The 21,491-nt window shown below is 63.3% G+C and carries 13 protein-coding genes; 11 read left to right on the forward strand and 2 right to left on the reverse strand.

Features of this window, described 5'->3' with window-relative positions; genetic code table 11:
• Positions 1–73: 73 nt before the first annotated feature.
• Complete coding sequence (locus tag PQT43_RS05835; protein ID WP_102860924.1) at positions 74–310, reverse strand: glutaredoxin family protein; 237 nt, start codon at positions 308–310, stop codon at positions 74–76.
• A gap of 300 nt (positions 311–610) precedes the next feature.
• Here PQT43_RS05835 and PQT43_RS05840 point away from each other — a divergent pair, with 300 nt between their 5' ends.
• Positions 611–2,566 (forward strand): monovalent cation:proton antiporter family protein, encoded by a 1,956-nt coding sequence (locus tag PQT43_RS05840; RefSeq protein WP_253085246.1) that lies wholly within the window; start codon positions 611–613, stop codon positions 2,564–2,566.
• Positions 2,567–2,616: 50 nt separating this feature from the next.
• Here the strand turns inward: PQT43_RS05840 and PQT43_RS05845 are convergent, their stop codons facing one another.
• Positions 2,617–3,825 (reverse strand): ammonium transporter, encoded by a 1,209-nt coding sequence (locus PQT43_RS05845; protein WP_102880985.1) that lies wholly within the window; start codon positions 3,823–3,825, stop codon positions 2,617–2,619.
• Positions 3,826–4,158: 333 nt separating this feature from the next.
• On the opposite strand from PQT43_RS05845, the gene PQT43_RS05850 reads away from it, so the two are divergent.
• From PQT43_RS05850 to PQT43_RS05895, 10 genes are all read left to right on the forward strand, one after another.
• On the forward strand, positions 4,159–4,473 hold the full coding sequence (locus PQT43_RS05850; RefSeq protein WP_011062506.1) for a DUF883 family protein: 315 nt from the start codon (positions 4,159–4,161) through the stop codon (positions 4,471–4,473).
• A gap of 1 nt (position 4,474) precedes the next feature.
• The gene (locus PQT43_RS05855) at positions 4,475–4,864 is read left to right on the forward strand and encodes a phage holin family protein (RefSeq protein ID WP_102860922.1); all 390 of its coding nucleotides are present in this window, start codon (positions 4,475–4,477) and stop codon (positions 4,862–4,864) included.
• Positions 4,861–5,202, forward strand: a complete 342-nt coding sequence (locus PQT43_RS05860) for a hypothetical protein (protein ID WP_102860921.1) — start codon at positions 4,861–4,863, stop codon at positions 5,200–5,202. The genes PQT43_RS05855 and PQT43_RS05860 overlap by 4 nt, the downstream gene beginning before the upstream one ends.
• Positions 5,203–5,413: 211 nt before the next feature.
• Positions 5,414–6,577: an EAL domain-containing protein gene (locus PQT43_RS05865; protein ID WP_102880423.1), complete on the forward strand. Its 1,164-nt coding sequence runs from the start codon at positions 5,414–5,416 to the stop codon at positions 6,575–6,577.
• 247 nt (positions 6,578–6,824) lie between these two features.
• Positions 6,825–8,156: a deoxyguanosinetriphosphate triphosphohydrolase gene (locus PQT43_RS05870; protein ID WP_102860919.1), complete on the forward strand. Its 1,332-nt coding sequence runs from the start codon at positions 6,825–6,827 to the stop codon at positions 8,154–8,156.
• A gap of 765 nt (positions 8,157–8,921) precedes the next feature.
• Positions 8,922–10,646, forward strand: a complete 1,725-nt coding sequence (locus tag PQT43_RS05875; RefSeq protein ID WP_442962464.1) for a ShlB/FhaC/HecB family hemolysin secretion/activation protein — start codon at positions 8,922–8,924, stop codon at positions 10,644–10,646.
• Between the two features lie 101 nt (positions 10,647–10,747).
• Positions 10,748–15,706 carry a hemagglutinin repeat-containing protein gene (locus PQT43_RS05880; RefSeq protein WP_272753602.1) on the forward strand — a complete coding sequence of 1,653 codons (4,959 nt, stop codon included), beginning with the start codon at positions 10,748–10,750 and terminating at the stop codon, positions 15,704–15,706.
• Between the two features lie 250 nt (positions 15,707–15,956).
• Positions 15,957–16,583: a response regulator transcription factor gene (locus PQT43_RS05885; RefSeq protein WP_102860916.1), complete on the forward strand. Its 627-nt coding sequence runs from the start codon at positions 15,957–15,959 to the stop codon at positions 16,581–16,583.
• A 43-nt stretch (positions 16,584–16,626) separates the two neighbouring features.
• Entirely contained in the window at positions 16,627–18,351 is a 1,725-nt protein-coding gene (locus tag PQT43_RS05890) for a response regulator (protein WP_272753603.1), read from the forward strand.
• A 185-nt stretch (positions 18,352–18,536) separates the two neighbouring features.
• Positions 18,537–21,485, forward strand: a complete 2,949-nt coding sequence (locus PQT43_RS05895; protein ID WP_272753604.1) for an HD domain-containing phosphohydrolase — start codon at positions 18,537–18,539, stop codon at positions 21,483–21,485.
• Positions 21,486–21,491: the final 6 nt, after the last annotated feature.

Here is a 21,491-nt window from a genome sequence, read left to right on the forward strand (position 1 = left end):
CCAATCGACAGATCTCGCCAATGAATTCCGACCATGGGCGACAGGCGGAAGCTCGGATGTTGCAAGCCAAGTGTCAGCGCAGGAACGCCACCACCTGCTCGGCGTCGAAGGGCCAGCCGAGCTCGGCGCCATTGTCCACCCGGCGCAACACCGGGATACGCAGGCCATAGCTTTCGAACAGTTCCTGACTTTCGGCGATGTCCACCAGCTCGACCATCAGGCCGTGCTCCACTAGCGGCATCAACTCGGCCTCGGCCAGTTCGCACAGGTGGCAACCAAGGGTGCCGAACAATTGGCATTCAGGGGGCATGACAGGGCAACCGTGTGAAGAACGGGTGCTTATTTTAGGCCCGAGCGCGAAAGCCGTCGACCCGCGCCTGTCCAGATATGCCGAGGCCCCATGCCCCTCTGCGGCCCTGCAAAGAGAATGCTCCGACAGGCGTACAGCACCTCGATAGACACCTTCTGAGCCTGGCCAAAGCTTGCGAATATGCGAAATTCTCAACAAAAAATGACGTGAGTCAGAATTATTAACCGCCAACCGGGCGATCCTCGCGGCCTTTTTGCCTCTAGGCTTTGCCCTGCCCGCCCCCTTGTCCGGAGATGCCCGTTGTTTGCCAATCTGCTGATCATTCTCGCTTCATCACTGGTGGTCATTGCGCTGTTCCGCCGCCTGAGCCTGCCACCGGTCCTGGGTTATCTGTCGGTGGGGCTGATGGTCGGGCCCACCGCCCTGGACTGGGTCAATGACAGCGAGGACCTGCCGGACCTGGCGGAACTGGGGGTGGTCTTCCTGCTGTTTTCCCTGGGCCTGGAATTCTCCCTGTCGAAAATGCTCGCCCTGCGCCGCGTGGTGTTTGGCCTGGGCAGTCTGCAAGTGCTGTGCAGTGGCCTGATCCTCGGCGGGCTCCTGGCCTTGTTCGGCATGCCCCTGACCTCGGCGCTGATGCTCGGCACCGGCCTGGCCCTGTCGTCCACCGCCATCGTCAGCAAGGAGCTGACCAGCCTCGGCGAGATCTTCAGCAGCCACGGACAGAATGCCATCGGCGTGCTGCTGTTCCAGGACGTGGTGGCAGTGCTGTTGCTGACCCTGGTGCCGGTCTTCGCCGGCAACAGCGACCAGGCCTGGTACTGGGCCCTGCCTGTCACCCTGGGCAAGACCCTGGTGCTGTTCTTCGGCCTGCTGCTGGCCAGCCGCTGGCTGCTGCCCCGGCTGTTCCACGAAGTCGCCGCCTCCCACTCTGCCGAGCTGTTCGTACTGCTGGCCCTGGTGATTGTGCTGCTGACCGCCTGGCTCACCCACTTGCTGGGCCTGTCGCCGGCCCTGGGGGCCTTCCTTGCCGGCATGCTGCTGGGAGAAAGCCACTACCGGCACCAGATCGAAGCCGATATCCGTCCGTTCCGCGACATTCTCCTGGGGCTGTTCTTCGTCAGCATCGGCATGCTCATCGACCTGCAACTGTTCATCGACCACAGCCTGTTGATCCTCGGCCTGACCCTGGCCCTGCTACTGATCAAGGGCAGCGTGGTGGCGATCCTGCTCAAGCTGCGCGGCAGCGACGGCGAGACGGCCTGGCGCAGCGGCCTGGCCCTGGCCCAGGGCGGCGAGTTCTGCTTCGCCCTGATGGCGCAGATGCAACTGACCCAGATGATCCCGTCACACTTGAGTGGCCTGCTGCTGGCCGCCACCTTCAGCTCCATGCTGCTGACCCCACTGTTGCTGCGCGCCGCGCCGGTGATCACCGCGCGTCTGCACCGCAAGCCCAACCAAACCGCGCAATTGGAGGAAATCAGCGCGCAGAACGCCGAACTGCAGGACCATGTGGTGATCTGCGGCTATGGCCGGGTCGGCCAGTCCATCGGCCGCTTCCTGCGTCACGAGCAACTGCGATTCATCGCCCTGGACGATGATCCGGTGCGGGTCCAGGAGGCCTCGGCGGCAGAGAGCTGCGTGCATTACGGCGATTGCCGCCGTGGCGACCTGCTGGCCGCCGTGGGCCTGGAGCGGGCCCGCCTGCTGGTGATTGCCGTGGACAAGACCGACATTGCCCTGACGGTGCTCAAGGCCGCGCGGCGCCTGGATCGCAACGTGCCGATCCTGGTGCGGACCCGGGACGACAGCCAGCTGGCCGAACTCAAGGCCGCCGGTGCCAACGAAGTGGTACCCGAACTGCTGGAGTCGAGCCTGATGCTGGCTTCCCACGCCCTGATCATGCTTGGCCTGCCGGAGCAACGGGTACAACGCACCGTGGACGAGGTGCGTCACAGCCGCTATCGCCTGCTGCACGGCTTCTACCATGGGGCGCAAAGCAGCACCCAGGACAATCACGAGCCACCCGCGGTGCAGATGCACGCGGTCAACCTCGACGCCGACGCCCACGCCTGCAACCGACTGCTGCAAGAGCTGGGACTGGAAGCACTGGGCGTGGATGTGCAAGGCGTGCAACGCAATGGCAGCGAGCTGCCGCTCAATCCGGCCCCGCGCCTGCGAGCCGGAGACCGGATACTGGTGTCCGGCTCGCAGGCCGCGATCGAGGCCTGCGAAGCACGCCTGCAGGGCGGTTGAGGCCGTCCCGCCCCGGCCCTGAGCAGTTCGCTGCCTGGGCCGGTGGCCCCTCAGTCCTGACTCACCGCACCGATCTTGTGCAGCGACAGGTCGGCGCCGTAATACTCCTGCTCCTGGGTCAGGCGCAGCCCGCAGACGGCCTTGATCACGCCATACACGGCGAATCCGCCCAGCAGCGCCACCAGTACCCCAAGGCCGGTGCCAATCAACTGGCTGGCCAGGCTGACACCGCCCAACCCACCCAATGCACTCTGGCCGAAGATCCCGCAGGCAATCCCGCCCCACACACCGCACAGGCCATGCAGCGGCCAGACTCCGAGCACATCGTCGATCTTCCAGCGGCTCTGGGCGGCCATGAAGCACCAGACGAACAAGGCCCCGGCCATCGCCCCGGTGACCAAGGCGCCCACCGGATGCATCAGGTCGGAGCCGGCGCAGATCGCCACCAACCCGGCCAGCGGCCCGTTGTGCAGGAAGCCCGGGTCGTTGCGCCCGACGATCAACGCCGCCACGGTGCCGCCGACCATGGCCATCAGCGAGTTCACCGCCACCAGCCCGCTCACCCCTTGCAGGGTCTGGGCGCTCATCACGTTGAAGCCGAACCAGCCGACAATCAGGATCCACGAGCCCAACGCCAGGAAGGGAATGCTCGACGGCGCGAACGCCACCAGCTTGCCGTCGCGGTAACGGCCGTTGCGCGGCCCCAGCAACAGCACCGCCGCCAGCGCCAGCCAGCCGCCCATGGCATGCACCACCACCGACCCGGCAAAATCATGGAAGCCGGCGCCAAAACGCTGCTGCAACCAGGCTTGCACCCCAAAGTTGCCGTTCCACACCAGCCCCTCGAAGAACGGATAGACAAACGCCACGATCAGCACCGTGGCGCACAATTGCGGTACAAAACGCGCACGCTCGGCGATGCCGCCGGAGATAATCGCCGGAATCGCTGCGGCGAAGGTCAGCAGGAAAAAGAACTTCACCAGACCGTAGCCGTGGTCGGCACTGATCACTGCCGCCGGTTGCAGGAAGCTCACGCCATAGGAGATCCAATAGCCTATAAAGAAATAGGCCAGGGTCGAGACGGCGAAGTCGCTGAGGATTTTCGACAGGGCATTGACCTGATTCTTCTGCCGGACTGTGCCCACTTCGAGGAAGGCAAAACCGGCGTGCATGGCCAGGACCATGACCGCCCCGATCAGAATGAACAGGGTGTTGGAACCGTGGACCAGGGTGTCCACAGCGCTTTGCAGATTTTCCATGGAGTAGACAGATCCGAAATCGGCCATCATCTCCCCGGCTTCACGGCCGGCCTTGCACCAAATTGGCTCCGGGACACGCCATCACGCGTAATCGGTGAACCGTTTTGGCGCGCCAGGGGCCGCACGCGAAACCACGGGAAGGAGATTGACCTGAGGTTGTGATTTTTTTGGCCAGGGTTTACGCGGGCTGCAGCGCCACCCTTGCTCGTTTTCGGCGCAAGCCTCACGCCTTGCGCACCAGGACAAAGCAAAAGCTGTACCAGACAATTACAGTGAACCTTCACTCGGGGCTCACACTCATAGCTCACACACGCAATCAACGGAGAAACAACCATGGCCAGCAAAACGGCGAAGACGGCTCAAGAAGTACTGATGGCGGATTTTCAGGCACTGGTCAGTGACACAGAGCGTCTGCTGGAACACACCGCGACCCTGGCCGGCGACCAGGCCGATGAACTGCGCGAGCAGATCCACGACAGCCTGCTCAAGGCCCGGGAAACCCTGCAACTGACCGAGGACTCCCTGCGCCAGCGTGGCCAGGCTGCAGTCACGGCTGCTGAAGACTATGTACAGAGCAACCCTTGGCAGTCCGTCGGGATTGCTGCCGGCGTCGGCTTTCTCATCGGCCTGCTGGCGACGCGGCGCTGATATGGCTATCGGCGAATCCACTTCGTCCGGCAGCGGTCCAAGCGCGTCCTCGCGGCGCCTGGGAGCCGCTGTCCTGGGCCTGTTGCACAGCCACGTCGAATTGTTCGGCATCGAGTTACAGGAACAGAAAGCGCGCACCGTCAGCCTGCTGTTGTTCGCCGGCCTGGCCCTGGTGTTTGCCCTGCTGTTGCTGGTGGGGTTGTCGGCGCTGGTGCTGATCCTGCTGTGGGACAGCTATCGCCTGGCCGGGATCATCGGCCTGTGCGTGTTCTATACCCTGGCGGCAGTGTTCTGCGGCCTGCGCCTGAAGTCGGCGATCTTTGATGAATCTTCGCCCTTCCACGCCACGCTCGAAGAGCTGGCCAATGATCGGGAGCGCCTGCTGCCATGAAGTTGCCGGACATTCCGCAGAACACCTCACGCCGGGAAATGCGCAAGGTACTGATCCGCCTGCGCATGGAAATGCACCGCCAGGAAATCCGTCACGAGTCCCAGCAATTGCTACAACCCCTGCAACGGGTTCGCGGCCTTGGGCAAAGCTGGCAGGAAGGCTTTGGCATCAAGCACGCCCCACTCTGGGGCGTGGCGGCGGTGACCCTGCTGGGGTTCATCACCGGCAAGGGTGCCAAGAGCGGCGGCACCAGCAGCCTCACCCGCCTGATACGCCTGGGCACCAGCCTGTTGCCACTGATCAGACTGGCGCTGCAAGGCGCCTCGCGCAAACCCTGAGCGAGCATCGGCAAGCGCCTGCAACAGGCAACGGCTGATCTGGCTGCATTCTTGCTAAGCAACCCGGATCGGCCCCTTTACCAAGGGGTCGACCCAGGGTGGGTGAAAACGCCGTATTGCTGAACGCGGCAATGTTCACCCAGCCTGGACGCCTGTCTGTCTACCCGACAGCCACAGCCCCCCTACCAACAAGACTCTATAAGGAGGCCCTGTGATCGACGGGCAACCGCTCGCCTGCTTCCAGCCATTCATCGATACCGCTACCGGGCGCATTGCCGGAGTCGAAGCTCTGGGCCGCCTGCGCCAGGGCAATGGGCAACTGGCGTCGGTGGGGCCGCTGTTCGCCGATCCCCGCACCCCTTCCAGCGCCTTGCGGCGTCTTGATCGCCTGGTCCGCGACGATGCCTTGCGCCGCCTGCACGAAGCCCCGGCGGACTGGTTCCTGAGCCTGAACATTTCCCCACGCTGGATCAGTCGATTGCGGCCAGGACAGCCGCTGCCCAGCCTCAAGCAGTTGCAGCAAAACGAGGTCGATCCGCGGCGCATCGTCTTCGAGATCACCGAGCTGGGGGGCAACAGCCAGCGCCTGACCGAGGTGGTGGCGCGCTATCGCCAGGCGGGGGCGCGAATCGCCATCGACGATTTCGGCGCCGGCTACTCGCAACTGGACCGGGTGCTGGCGCTGCAACCGGACATCCTCAAGCTCGACATGCGCCTGTTCCAGGCCGCAGCCCGGGGCGGGCCCAGCAGCGATGTGGTCAAGGCCCTGGCACAAATGGCGGAAAAAACCGGCTGTTGGATCATCGCCGAAGGGGTGGAAACCGAGGCCGAACTGGATTTCGCCCTGGAGTGCGGCTCGCGTTACGTACAGGGCTTCCTGTTTGCCCGGGCCGAGGAACAGCTGTTCGCCAGCGATGCCTTCGTCCAGCCCTTCGCCCGCCTGCGCGAGCGCTATGTGCGGCACAAGCTGGCCGAACGCAACCGCCTGATGCGCATGCGCCTGCAACTGGCAGAGCTGATGAACCTGTTGCAGGCCTGGGCCCAGGCTCAGGCTCCCATCAGCCAGCTGCCCGCCGTGGAGGCCTTTCCCTGGCTGCTGCGTTTCTACCAGTGCGACCGCCACGGCACCCAACTGACGCCCAATCTGGAATGGCGCCATAACCGCTGGCAGGCCGACAGCAGCTATGTGGGCCACAACTGGTCCTGGCGCCCGTACTTCTATCACCTGCTGGCCGAAGGCTGGGAGGAGCGCCGCCTGACCCTGTCCAACACCTACCGCGACGCCACCAGCAACCAGTACTGCCTGACTGCCGGCCAGTTCTTCGACAACGGCCAGCGCCTGCTGCTGATCGATATCGACGCCGCCGGCCTGTAGCCCCGTCCCGTTTGCCGGCGAGCGCAGCGAGCGCGGCGACACGATGGGTGCACGGGCTGCGGGCCCTTTCGCCGGCAAGCCGGCTCCTACAGGTGGGGCGCAGGCCACGCCATTTCCGCGTAGGAGCTGGCTTGCCAGCGAAGGCGTCGGCCCCATAGATGCACCAGCACAGGCCATGCGCCTCTTGCGGCCACGCCCAGGAACCCGGAAGCTCTGCCCTTCAGTTTTTTTTCGGAGAGACCCCGCCTTGGATTGGCAGACCCTGCTCAACCGCGAACGCCTCGGAAAGCCAGTGCACAGCCCGGAAGAACTCGGCCGTAGCCCTTTCCATAAAGACCATGACCGCATCATCTTCTCCGGCGCCTTCCGCCGCCTGGGGCGCAAGACCCAGGTGCACCCGGTGTCCAGCAACGACCATATCCACACTCGCCTGACCCACTCCCTGGAAGTCAGTTGCGTCGGTCGCTCCCTGGGCATGCGCGTTGGCGAGACCCTGCGCGGCGCCCTGCCCGACTGGTGCGACCCCAGCGACCTGGGGATGATCGTGCAGTCGGCCTGCCTGGCTCACGACATCGGCAACCCGCCCTTCGGCCATTCTGGCGAAGACGCCATCCGCCACTGGTTCCAGCAGGCCGCCGGGCGTGGCTGGCTGGACGCGATGAGCGAGGCCGAACGCCAGGACTTCCTCAATTTCGAAGGCAATGCCCAGGGTTTCCGGGTCCTGACCCAGCTTGAATATCACCAGTTCGATGGCGGCACCCGGCTGACCTACGCCACACTCGGCACCTACCTCAAGTACCCCTGGACCGCGCGCCACGCCGATTCCCTGGGCTACAAGAAGCACAAGTTCGGCTGCTACCAGAGCGAATTGCCGCTGCTGGAACAGATCGCCCACAAGCTGGGCCTGCCGCAGTTGGAGGAACAGCGCTGGGCCCGGCATCCGCTGGTGTATCTGATGGAAGCGGCGGACGACATCTGCTACGCCCTGATCGACCTGGAAGACGGCCTGGAGATGGACCTTTTGGAGTACGCCGAAGTCGAGTCCCTGCTGTTGGGGCTGGTGGGCGACGACCTGCCGGAAACCTATCGCCAGCTGGGCCCGGGGGATTCGCGCCGGCGCCGCCTGGCGATCCTGCGGGGCAAGGCCATTGAGCACCTGACCAACGCCGCCGCCCGGGCCTTTGTCGAACAGCAGGACGCACTGCTGGCCGGCACCCTGCACGGCGATCTGGTGGAGCACATGCATGGCCCGGCCAAGCGTTGCGTGCTCAATGCCAAGGACGTGGCGCGGCGCAAGATCTTCCAGGACAAGCGCAAGACCCTGCACGAGATCGGCGCCTACACCACCCTGGAAATTCTCCTGAACTCGTTTTGCGGCGCGGCATTGGAGCAGCACGGCGGCAAGACCCCGTCGTTCAAGAACCGGCGGATTCTCGATCTGCTGGGCAATAACGCGCCGGACCCGAACTGGCCGCTGCATACCTCGTTCCTGCGCATGATCGATTTCATCGCCGGCATGACCGACAGCTACGCCAGTGAAATGGCCCGGGAAATGACCGGACGCTCAAGTCCGCAATGACCCTCGCTCATCAAGTGCCTGGCCGCTGCGCCAGGCACTTGATATGACCTGCAACATCCAATCGACAACTAAGGGATTCCCCTAGCCCGGCCGCCGCAACAGCAGCCGACAAACTCCGGATATACGCCAGTACAAGGGGAAAAATACTCGGCGCTACGGGCATTTCATTCAAGAGTCCGACTCTAAGGCATTCCCCGACCAACATGAATTCAATTAACGAACAACACGACTAGAGCAACTACTCAGGTAGAAAGAGCAACTAGCCGTAAACACTCGGTGTGCGGGGCGCAGATATTGCGCTGCTTTCACAAATTCGAACACCTGTTCTTGATTCAACCAAACATCCTACCTTTGCAGATTCTCACGAATTCCCTGAACCCCTTGCCAATCAAGGCCGCCAGGAATTTTTGTTAGCCTTCTATGCATTTACAATTTACGTACAAATCGAGTTTTTAGTTTCGGATAGTCTCGATTTCAACAAGATATTTCCCCGCTGACCGCCCTCGGAAAAATTAATTTCACACTGCGCTGTAACGTTTGCACTGCAACTCACTCAACCCTTTTGTCATACCTGATTTTAGATTGAAGCACCCGGCTCTCACTCAGGAATTGTCACTCGCGAGCACTTGAACATAGGCCCCCGATATAGCAATCGACGGCACCTCATATTCACCGTGCAGAACTTAAAGCGACGTCACTAGTTGAGCCTCAACGATCGGCTTTTCTGTTGTTCGTCACTTGGTCTTTTTACAGTAAGGATGCCAAGTGCCCTATTCATCACGCACCGACCGCTCCCTTCTTGCCCACTCCGGCAGCTGGTGCCTGGGACTGGTACTGGGTCTGAGTTGCCTGGCCCCGGCCTTGGCCGACGATCTGCAACCGGGTCAGGAAGCCCTGCGCCTGCAGCAGCAACAGCAACGGGACCTGCTCCAGTTGCAACTGGAGCAGCGCCAGCGGCAGATGCAGCGCGGCAGCTTCAGCAGCACCCCGGCCACGCCCAACCTGCCGGAGCAGACCGCCAGCGACAGCCGCTGCTGGCCCTTAAGCGGCACCCGCATCGGCGGCGTCAGCCTGTTCAGCAAGACCCGGCTCAATGACGCCATCAAGCCGTACGTGGCTCCGTGCATGGGGGTCAACCAGATCAACCAGCTGCTGGCCGCCATCACCCGTCTCTACGTCGAGGCCGGCTACATTGCCAGCCGCCCCTACCTGGCCAGCACCCCGGCAGCCGGCCACAGCCTGGATATCCTGGTGGAAGAAGGCTACGTCGAAGCCATCGAATTGGCCGACCAGAGCCTGCCAGTGTCCTTGGGCGGTGCTTTCCCGGGCATGCTCGGCAAGCCCCTGAACCTGCGGGACCTGGAGCAGGGCCTGGATCAACTGAACCGCCTGCGCTCCCTGGACCTGACCGCCGATATCGCCCCGGGCAGTCAGCCCGGGGCCTCGCGGATCATCCTGCGTTCGCGCAGCAGCGCCGCGCGCTGGGGCCTCGGCCTGGGTGTGGATAACCTCGGCAGCGCCGGCACCGGCCGCGACCGGCAGTCGATCAACCTCAATCTGGACAGCCCGTTGCAGATCAACGACGCGCTGAACCTGAACTACAGCGACACCCTCAACCACGGCCCGCGCTACAGCCGCAGCAGCAGCCTGTTCTACTCGGTGCCCTACGGTTACTGGACCTACAGCCTGTTCGCCAGCCACGCCGAATACCGCGCCCCGCTCAAGCTGGCCCGCACCACCCTGTACAACAGCGGCCGCACCGACATGGTCAGCGGCCGCGCCGACCGGGTGCTGTGGCGCGATCAGAGCCACCAGCTCAGCGCCAACCTGCAACTGGCCTACAAGGACGTGGACAGCTACCTGCAAAAAGCCCACCTGCAGATCCAGAGCCCGACCCTGACCGTGGCCGAGGCAGGACTCAACCTGTTCTGGCTCAACAGCGCGGTATGGAACCTGGATGTCAATTACGCCCAGGGCCTGACCTGGTTCGGCGCCGACCGTGACTCGCAGCAGGTGCAACGCAACCTGCCCCAGGCGCAGTTCCGCAAGTACCGCGCCGGCCTCAGCCAGTGGCGCAACGGCCAGTGGGGCAACCAGCGCTGGCAGTGGCAGAGCCAACTCTCGGCCCAATACAGCCCGGACCCGCTGCCGGCCATCGAACAACTGCTGGGCACCGATGACTCGGCGGTACGCGGCTACCGCGTCAACAGTGCCTCCGGCGCCATCGGCGCGGTGTGGCGCAACACGCTGCGTCTGCCGCTCAACAGCGACCTGCCGGTCAAGATCACCCCACGCCTGGGCCTGGACAACGGCTGGATCAAGGCCGAGCACGGCGCCCAGAGCCGCCATCTCGGCGGTGCCAGCCTGGGCCTCAACCTGGCCTGGAAAAACCTCCAGGTCGACCTGGATTACCAACGCAGCCTCAGCAACCCAGAGGGCTTTCGCACGGAACCGGAAGTCTGGCTGGCCAGGTTCAGCCTGCAGATTTGATCAACCGCCGATTAGCCTGAAACACCCGATGAACCTGAGCACAACGCGCCGTTGCACCCAAGAAAGCAACGCCCGGCTCACCCACTCAGCACGAGGTTCTCATGCCTGACAACACTCATAGATTCAACCTTTCACCCCAGGGCACATTGCGCTGGACCATCGCCGGCCTGCTGCTGGTGTCCCATCTACCCCTGGCCCTGGCCGGCGGAATCACCGTGGTCGAAGGCCCCGGCGGCACCCCGCAACTGCAAAACCAGGGCGGCGTGCCCATCGTCAACATCGTCGCGCCCAATGCCGGTGGCCTGTCCCATAACCAGTTCCTGGACTACAACGTCGGGCAACAAGGCGTGGTCTTGAACAACGCCCTGCAGGCCGGGCAATCGCAACTGGCCGGGCAACTGGCAGCCAACGCGCAGCTCCAGGGCCAGGCGGCCAGCGTGATCCTCAACGAAGTGATCAGTCGCAACGCCTCGCAACTCAATGGCGCCCAGGAAATCTTCGGCCGCGCCGCCGATTTCGTGCTGGCCAACCCCAATGGCATCTCGGTCAATGGCGGCAGCTTCATCAACACCCCCAACGCCAGCCTGGTGGTGGGTCGCCCGGAACTCCAGGACGGCAAGCTGCAGGGGCTCAACACCCAGGACGCTCGGGGCCAGTTGGATATCCACGGCGGCGGTCTGCGCAATGCCGAAGGCTCGATCAACCTGATCGCCCCACGCATCGACAGCAAAGGCAGCCTCGCCGCCCGGGACCAGTTGAACGTGACCGTGGGCCGCAATCAGCTCGACTACCCCAGCGGCAAGGTGCTGAAGGTCGACCCGACCAGCCACACCCAGGACCAGCGCATCGATGCCAGCCTGTTCGGCGCCATGCAGGCCGGGCGGATCAACATCGTCAGCACCGCTGAAGGTGCCGGAGTCCGGGTGGGCGCCGTCCAGGTGGATGGCCGCGACGGAGTCAAGCTGAGCTCCGCCGGTGATCTGGACATCCGCGGCGAGGCCGTGGCCAACAGCCTCGACGCCACGCGCGCCGGTGTTCGCAGCCAGGGTGATATCGAACTCCACGGTGCCAAGGACCTGACCCTGGCCGCCACCGACGTCAGCGGCCGCAACGTCAAGCTCGATGCCGGGCGCAACCTGACCCTGAGCAGTATCGAAAGCCGCAAGCTCCAGGAAAAACGCCAGCAGTGGGACAAGAGCACCATCGGCATCACCTGGGAGACCTACGACGCTACCCAGACCGATAGCGAAACACGCCAGCACGGTAACAAGGTGCTGGCCCAGCATGACGCCGAGCTGAAATCCGGCGCCAATACCCAGATCCAGGGCAGCAGCGTCGAAGCCGGCAATCGCCTGAGTGCCCGCAGCGGCGGCGACCTGCAACTGACTGCCGCCACCGAAACCCAGACCCAGCGCGACCAGGGCAAGCACCGCAAGCACCTGTGGAAGGAAAACTGGGACAACGCCAGCAGCCAGCAGCGCAGCGTCACCAGCCAGCTCAAGAGCGGCAAGCAACTGCAACTCGACAGCCAGCAGAATCTGCGCCTTGAGGGCGCCGAACTACGCAGCCAGGGCGACATCCAACTGGCTGCCAAGGACGTCGACATCAACAGCGCCAGCCGCCGGCAAAGCCAGAGCAACCAGCATTACTCCGGTGACCTGGTGGGCGGTGGTTTCTTCGGCAAGAACGCCGACGGCGACCAGGGCAAGACCGAGAACCAGGGCAGTAAGGTCATCGCCGACGGCAAGCTGATCGTGCGCGCCGACAGCGTACGCATCAGCGGCAGCCAGGCCCGGGGCGGCACCCAGGCCAGCGTTATCAGCGACAAGGGTTCATTGACCATCGACGGCGTGCAGGACACCTCCCACCGCAACAGCCACAGCAAGGACAGCAAGTTCTTCGGCATCACCAAGGATGAGAGCCGTCAGCAGCACAAGGACAGCACCACCGTCAGCAGCCAGGTGCGCTCGGACAGCAACCTCAAGTTGCAAAGTGCCGAGGACCTGACCATCAGCGGTTCCCAGGTGGCCGCTGCGGGAGCACTGGACGCCAGCGCCAAGGGCACCGTTAAGGTCGCGGCCGCCGCAAACACCCAGCACGACAGCAGCAGCACCCAGAAGCGCGGCTTCGACGCCTACGCCAAGGAAAACGCCCCGGGCACCGGCCAGTACCGGGCTGGAGTGCGCTACCAGGATGAGCAGCGCAACGACAGCAGCGACAGCACCCGGCAACAGGCCTCCAGCCTCACTGGCGGCACCCTGGCGGTCACTGCCGGCGAGGACCTCAAGGTGCAAGGCAGCGACCTTGCGGCCACGGCCGGCGATGCCAGCCTGAGCGGCAAGAATGTGCAGTTGCTGGCTGCGGACAACCAAACCCAGAAGCACAGCGACAGCACCACCACCGGTGGCGGCTTCTACTACACCGGTGGCCTGGACCGCGCCGGCAATGGCCTGGAAGTGGCCCACACCAGCAGCCAGGACAGCAGCAGCAAGAGCACTGCCCAGACCAGCAACATCGCTGCCAGCGGCAACCTGACCATCAATGCCGGCAACCGCCTCACCACCGAAGGCGCCCAGGTCAAGGCCGGCGGTGCATTGCAGGTCAATGCAGCCGAGATCGACAACCAGGCCGCGCACAACCGCGAAAGCAGCAGCCACAAGGAGAACAACTGGGCGGTGGATGTCGGCGCCAACGTCGAATACAAGGGCGTCACCCGCCCCATCGAAAAAGCCATCCAGGGCGTGGCCCAGCGCAAGTTCCACCAGCCTGGGGTACTCGATGCCCTGGAACAGCCCAATGTCGGGCTCGATGTGGATGTCAGCCACCAGAACCGCCAACGCAGCGAAAACGCCAGCACCGCCGTGGTCAGCCAGCTGAGCGGCGCCCAGGTCGCGGTCAAGGCCGATGGGCAACTCAAGGACCAGGGCACCCAGTACCGCGCCACCGACGGCGCCGTGCAGATCAGCGCCGGCAGCCTGGTGGCCAGTGCCGCCAGCGATACCCACAGCAGCAGCGAACAGGCCGTGGACGCCAAGGCCGGCGTACGGGTCTACACCAACACCGGTGAAGACCTGAACATCCGTGGCAGCGGTGCCGGTGGCAGCAGCAACGTCACCAGCAGCTCCGAGAAGGCCCAGGTCGGCAGCTACGCCGGCAGCCAGGGCGTGGACATCAAGGTCGGTGGCGATGCCAGCTTCGAAGGCAGCCAGTTCAATGGCGGCCTGGGCGGCGTCAACATCAAGACCGACGGCAAGCTGGCACTCAATCAGGCCAATGATCGCCAGAGCAGCAGCAACTCCAGCCTGCGTGGCGATGCCTCCCTGACCCTGGGCACCACTCCGGGTAGCAGCGGCACCAACCTCAACGTCGGCGCCGGATTGCAACTGGATCACAAGAGCCTCGAGCAGCAGGACAGCCAGGCGCGGGTTGCCAGCATCCAGGGCCAGGGGCCGGTCAACCTCAAGAGTGCAAGCGACCTGACGCTGCAAGGCACACAGATCGGCAACGCCGCGCGGCCGGCCGGCGATATCACCCTGGACGCCGGCGGCAAGCTCGACCTGCAAGCAGCGGTGGACACCCACCACAGCCAGGGCAGCAACCTCGGTGGCGGCCTCACGGCCGGTGGCAGCAAGACCAGCAGCGAGCAAAGCAGCGGCAAGAGCGTCAACCTCAGCGCCAACTTCAACATCGGCCGGGTCAATGAAAACGACCAGAGCCAGCGCGGCGCCCAGCTCTACAGCCAGGGCCAGGTGCGACTGGGCAGCGCAGCCGAGGGCGACAGCGCCATTCACCTGCAGGGCACGCGCATCGACGCCGCCAAGGTGGTGCTGGATGCGGCCCAGGGCGGCATCTACCAGGAGTCGGCGCAATCCACCCAGGCCCACAACAACTGGGGCCTGACTCTGGGCGCCGGTGGCAGCATGGGCAAGACCACCCTGGCCGACGCCAGTGAGCACGACACGCCGAAAGTCGATCGCGGGATCAATGCCCGGGTCAAGATCGACGTCGATCAGCGCCAGAACACGACTCAGCACAACAGCCTGATCAAGGCCGATCAGGTGACCCTCAACAGTGCCGGTAACGTGCATCTGGCCGGCGCCAACATCGACGCGCAACGGCTCGACGGGGCCATAGGTGGCGACCTCAACATCGAAAGCCGTCAGGACCGGCTGCGTAACACCCAGGTCAATATCGACGCCAAGCTGGAAGTGGCGAAGAACCAGCCAGGGCTGGTGGACAAGCTGGCCAAGCCGGCCGGTCCGCTCAAGGACGACCTGAAGGCCAAGGCCGAGAAAGGTTTCGACAAACACCGCGAGAAGCTGGAAAACGCCGTCGACAAAGGGGTGGAAAAGGTCAGCTCGGCCAAGGACAGCGTGGTCGCCAAGGCCAGCGAAGCCAAGGAACGCCTGGGGGAGAAACTCAGCCGCAGCGGCAGCTACGACGTCAACCCTGAACCACGCGGCGCCATTGGCAACGGCGTGGACAAGGCCAAGAACTACCTGGCCGACAAGGCCGACGCCGTGGGCAATCGTCTCTCCAGCCTGAAAGAGCGCTTCTGGCCAAAAACCAGCGACAGCTATTCGGTCAGCGAGAAGAACACCGCCGGCAGCAAAGTGGCCAATACCGCTGAAGGCGTGCTGTTTGGCGACAAGAGCGGTAAGACCTCCTATACCCCGACCTTGAACCTGAACGTCAGCCACGAGAGCAAGAACCGCGTGGAACAGGCCTCGGGGATCAGTACCCAGCAGGGCGTCAACCTGCGGGTCGGCGGTGAAACCAATCTTACCGGTGCGCGCATCAGGGCCAGCGAGGGCCGCGTCGAGCTGGGTGGATCCAAGGTCAACAGAACCGACCTGGCCGGCTCGGAACTGCGCGTGGACGTCGGCGCCAACCTGTCCAAGTCACCGGTCAACATTGCCACCGGCAGCGTGGCCGAATTGACCCGCAAACAGGATGACGCCACCCAGAAGGACCAGTTGTTCAACCTCGGCCCGCTGCGTGTCGGCGCCCACAGTGACAGCCAGCTGCTGCAAGCCGGTATCGATAAGAAAACACCATGAGGCTCAGGCCGCCCTCCTCCCGGGGGGCGGCCTGCGATGGCATTCGCCAGCCGACTTTTTACCGCTGTACCCGGCAGCCCGATGCAGGTCAATCCCGCTTTAACTTCCCTTCTATGCCAACTGGCTGTAATACCTCCCCTTATTCGCTGTAGGACCCGTCTTAGATTGGGTTTTTCCACACTTTCACAGCTACTTCCATTCCATCAGCTGGGCTACTGTTCGAACTTCCACTTATCGGTAGGAGACCAGTATGGGCACAGTACTTATCGTTGATGACCACCCTGTCATACGCATGGCCATTCGTATTCTGCTGGAACACGAGGGTTATAGAGTCTTCGGGGAAACCGATAATGGAGTCGATGCCTTGCAAATGGTTCGTGAAGGCGAACCGGACCTGGTCATACTCGATATCTGCATCCCAAAACTCGACGGACTGGAGCTGCTGGAGCGCTTGAGCAACATGCCCAGGCCCTTGCGAATCCTGGTCCTCACCGCCCAGTCGGCGGCCTTGTTCGCCAATCGCTGCATGCGCGCCGGGGCCAGCGGCTATGTCTGCAAACAGGAAGACCTGAGTGAATTGCTCAGCGCCATCAAGGCCATCTGCAGTGGCTACAACTACTTTCCCAGCCAGGCGCTGCAAGTTGATCGAAGTGCGCTTGGTGAAACTTTGGAGTTGGCGCAATTCAACTCGCTGAATGATCGGGAGTTAATGGTTCTGAAGCTTTTTGCAATGGGCCAAACCAATAAGGAAATTGCCACGGGCATGTTTCTCAGCAACAAGACTGTCAGTACTTACAAGAAGCGCATCATGCAAAAACTCGCCACCACCTCCATGAATGAACTGGTGGACATGGCCAAGCGCAATGAACTGATATGAAGCGCCAGCTCCTCATGCCCTGGCCCCGTCGAGCGCCGCGGCGATGATCGAGGCCCTGCTCTCGCCATCCGGCGTTATCACGCTGCTGGTCCTGCTGCTGGCGTCATGGCTGAACCAGGCCCGACTCTACCGACAACGGCACAGTCTTCGGCAGCAATCCGGGAGGCTGGAACAGTCAGTGGCAGCACTGGAAACCGGCAAGCGCCAAGCCGAAGAAGCCAACCGGTGCAAAATCCAGTTCCTGGGCTGCATGAGCCATGAAATCCGTACTCCGCTGAACGCCTTCATCGGCCTGCTGGAACTGATCCTGCAACGAACCAGGGACCATCCACAAAACCACGCCTCCCTGGAACTGGCCCTGGGCGCCGCCAGGGATTTGCGCGAGTTGCTCGGAGACCTGCTGGACATCAGCCGGCTTGAATCCGGCCACCTGCAACTGAACCCGACTTGGAGCAGCCTGCGGGGCAGCGTCGATGGGGTGATGGGGGTGTTCCAGGCGTTGGCCCGGCAGAAGAACCTGGACCTCAGCCTTGAGTTCAAGGCCCCTGAGCCAGAGCCCCTGGTGCTGATCGACACCCTGCGTTTCAAGCAGGTGCTGGCAAATCTGCTGAGCAATGCAATCAAGTTCACCCACCAGGGTGCGGTCCTGGTCAGATTGCAACTGCAACTTACGATGCATAAGGGGCACTACAAGCTGCTACTGCAGGTGCTGGACACCGGCATAGGCATTCCCCGGGAGGAGCGGCAACGGCTGCTGCAACCCTTTGCCCAGGTTGACCCGCACAGCCAGTCGCCACGGGACAGTACCGGGCTCGGGCTGCCCATCAGCCATCAGCTGTGCCAGCAGATGGGGGGCAAGCTGAGCCTGCACGGGCGCCGCGGCCCCGGCAGCGAAGTCCGGGTGGAGTTGCCACTGGCCGGGCGGGAGGGGGCAGCCCGGGCCAGTCCGGCCCCTGTACCCCAGGCCAACCGCCTGCCTCTGGACATCCTGCTGGCGGACGACCACCACGCCAGCCTGACACTGCTGCAGGAACAACTGGAGTACCTCGGGCACCGGGTCACCTGCGTGGGGGATGGAGTGCAGGCCTACGAGCAATGGCAAGAAGGCGATTTCGACTTGCTGATCGTCGATTGCAACATGCCCTTGATGAACGGCTATCAACTGGCCGAGACCATCCGCCGACATGAAGCGCTGCAGCAACGGCCGCCGGTGACACTCCTCGGTTGCAGCGCCAGCGACGATACCCAGACGATCCAGCGCTGCATGAATGCCGGCATGCACGACTGCCTGCTCAAACCCCTGGATCTGAACCTGCTGAGCCAGACACTGGAGACACTCAAGGCGCTGCCCAGGGCGGACAGTTTCAGCATATCGACCCTGCGCACCCTGACCCGCAACCAGCCACTGCTTGCCCTGCGCATGCTCAAGGCGCTCCTGCAGTGCTGTCGCGAGGACCGCCTCGCCCTGGGACTGATTCCGGCCGGCGACTCCCAAGCGTTGGCAGCCTTGGCACACAAGATCAAGGGCTCGGCGAAAATGCTCGGCGCTACCTCTTTGCTGGCCTGTTGCGAAGCCCTGGAGCGGGTCTGCCAGGACAATGCCGGGATCGAGGCCTGTAGCGCCGCAAGCAACGCCCTGGACCGGGCCCTGCTGCGCTTTACCCAATCCCTGCTGCAGCATCTGGACCAGCACCGGCAACGGACGCCGGCTGCCACCTGCCCCGCCGTGGCCCCGGAGGCTTCTTGGAACCTTGCTGATCACCGATGATCAAGCCTCTTGCCAGGCATATATCAAAAGGCCAGTATTTCAGCGCAGTAGTCCAACTCTATGGGGTCCGCGCCCATGGACTTCCCGACATCCTCAATCCCCAGGCAAAGCCAAGGCAGAAAATACCGGCCTTAACTATGCTTAGTTCCTGAGCTATGCCTGATGTGCCCTTGGAGAGAATTGGAATGCCGAGCACGCCACAACCTACACAACGCCGCTTTCCTCTCCATATCCATATCAGCGTGATGTTCACCCTGCTGCTGCTCCTGACTGGCGTGGTGCTGGGCATCTACAACTACCAACAGACCACCCGCATCATCCTGGGCAGCAGTGAAAAACTCTTCCAGCGCATCGAACAGGATGTGCGCAGCGACCTGAAATCCACCTATGACCCCATACGCCACCTGCTCAGCCTGCTGGCGGACAACCCGGCGGCCCAGGCTTCAAACCTGGAACAGCGTCTGGCGCTGCTCAAGCCGTTCAGCCAGTCGTTGCAGGACAACCCGAACCTGGCCTCGCTGTACCTGGGATATGCCAATGGCGACTTCTTCATGGTGCGTCCGCTGCGCAACGCCGAGATCAAGGACAAGCGCCATGCCCCGCCGGACAGCGCCTACGAAATCTGGAGCATCGAGCGCAATGCCAGCAGCGGCCAGGTTCACTCACAGTCGCTGTTCTATGACGCCGGGTTGTCCCTGATCGAGCGTCGGCACAACGCCGACGAGCGCTACGACCCGAGAACCCGTGACTGGTTCTCCAGCGCCCGGGGCGATGCCGACCAGATCACCACCAGGCCCTATGTGTTTTATTCCACCCTCAACGTCGGCACCACCCTGGCCCGGCGCAGCGGCAGAATGGCAGTGATCGGTGCCGATCTGACCCTCGAACAACTGTCATCGACCCTGGCCAAGAACCGGGTCACACCGGCCACCGAGGTGGCGCTGCTGGATGACCAGGGCAATGTCGTGGCCTACCCCGACAGCCACAAGCTGCTCCTGGAACAGCGCAGCGCGCGCCTGATCAAGGGCAATGACCTGAACCCGATGCTCGACGCCCTGTTGCAGGGGCAGACCGTTGACGGTCATTTGCAGGCCCTGGGACGCGACTGGATAGTCGCCAGCAGCCATATCGCCGAAGGCGGGCCCGGCGGACTGCGACTGGCATTGCTGGTGCCCGAGGACGAACTGCTGGTCGATGCCTACCGCCTGCGCTGGCAAGGGGCCTTGATCACGCTGACCACCCTGCTGCTGTGTCTGCCCCTGGGCTGGCTGATCTCGCGCATTCTGGTGCGGCCACTGCACGCTCTGGTGCAGGAAGCGGACGCCATCCGCAGCTTCAATTTCGACTACCCGGTGTCGCGGCGCTCACCTGTGCTGGAGGTGGACCAACTGAGCCTGTCCATGGCCCGGATGAAAGATACCTTGGCCAGTTTTTTCGAGATCAACGCCAGTCTGTCCGCCGAAACCCGCTTCGATCCCCTGCTGCAACGGGTGCTGTTCGAGACCGTGAAGATCGCCCAGGCCCAGGCCGGGCTGATCTACCTCACGGAAAGCAAGGGTTCGCGCCTGCAACCCTATGGCCTGATCATCGATGGACAACTCCAGGACCTGCAGCGCTTCGATATCGCCACCAAAGACCTGACGGACCCGAGGCTCCCGGACTGGCTGCATCAATTGACCGACAACGACAACGTGGTCACTACCCTGGGCTTCGAACAGGCCGGCAGCCTGCAAAGCGTGCTGCTGGCCCTGGACAGTCCCAGCTCCCATCTGGTGGGCATCCGCTTGCGCAATCGGCACAACGAAACGGTGGGCATGCTCCTACTGTTTCTGGTGGACAGCGGCACCGAGGCAGACCTGGAAAAACTCAGCCCGGACCGTATCGCCTTTATCCAGGCGGTGTCCGCCACCGCCGCGCTGTGCATCGAGAGCCAGCGCCTGCAGAACAAGCAAAAGCATCTGCTGGACGCCTTTATCCAGTTGCTGGCCGGGGCCATCGATGCCAAGAGTCCCTACACCGGCGGCCACTGCCAGCGCGTGCCGGCCCTGACCCTGATGCTGGCCGAAGCCGCTGCCGCCAGCCAGGACCCGAGGTTCGCCGCCTATCAACCCAGCGACGACGAGTGGGAAGCTTTGCATATTGCCGCCTGGCTGCATGACTGCGGTAAGGTCACGACCCCGGAATACGTGGTGGACAAAGCCACCAAGCTGGAAACCCTGAATGACCGGATTCATGAAATCCGCACCCGCTTCGAAGTGCTCAAGCGCGATGCCTGGATCGACTACTGGCGGGCCGTGGCCGAAGGGGCCGAGGCCACCGCCCAGGCCGCCGAGCGCGACGAGCGCCTGCGGGCCCTGGACGAGGATTTCGCTTTTGTCGCGCACTGCAATCTGGGGGCCGAGTTCATGGCCGAGGCCGACCAGCAGCGCCTGCAGATCATCGCCCAGCGCACCTGGAGCCGGACCCTGGACGATCGCCTGGGGGTTTCCTGGGAAGAGCTGCAGCGTCAGAACCGCACCCCGGCGCCCAGCCTGCCGGTACAGGAGCATCTGCTGGCGGACAAGCCGGAACACCTGCTGGAACGCAGCGCCGTGGAGATCATGACCGCGGACAATCCCTGGGGCTTCAAGCTCCAGGTGCCAGCCCACAAGTACAACCGTGGCGAGCTGTACAACCTGAGCATCCCCCGAGGCACGCTGACCGCCGAGGAGCGCTATGTGATCAATCACCACATCGTGCAGACCATCATCATGCTCAACCACCTGCCCTTTCCCAGCCACTTGCAGAACGTGGCGGAGATCGCCGGCGGCCATCACGAGAAAATGGACGGCAGCGGCTACCCCAAACAGCTCAAGCGTGAACAGATGAGCCTGCCGGCGCGGATGATGGCGATTGCCGATATCTTCGAGGCACTGACCGCGGCAGACCGCCCCTACAAGAAGGGCAAGACCCTCAGCGAAGCGCTGAACATCATGGCCATGATGTGCCGCGACGCCCACATCGATCCCGAATTGTTCGAGCTGTTTCTTCAGGAGCAGATCTATCAGCGCTACGCCGAGCGCTTCCTGGTGCCACAGCAGATCGATGCCGTGGATCGTGACGCTCTGTTGAAAAAGGCAGGGTTGACCGCCTGATGGCGG

The sequence above is a fragment of the Pseudomonas sp. BLCC-B112 genome, from assembly GCF_028550695.1.
Taxonomy (GTDB): Bacteria; Pseudomonadota; Gammaproteobacteria; order Pseudomonadales; family Pseudomonadaceae; genus Aquipseudomonas; species Aquipseudomonas danubii.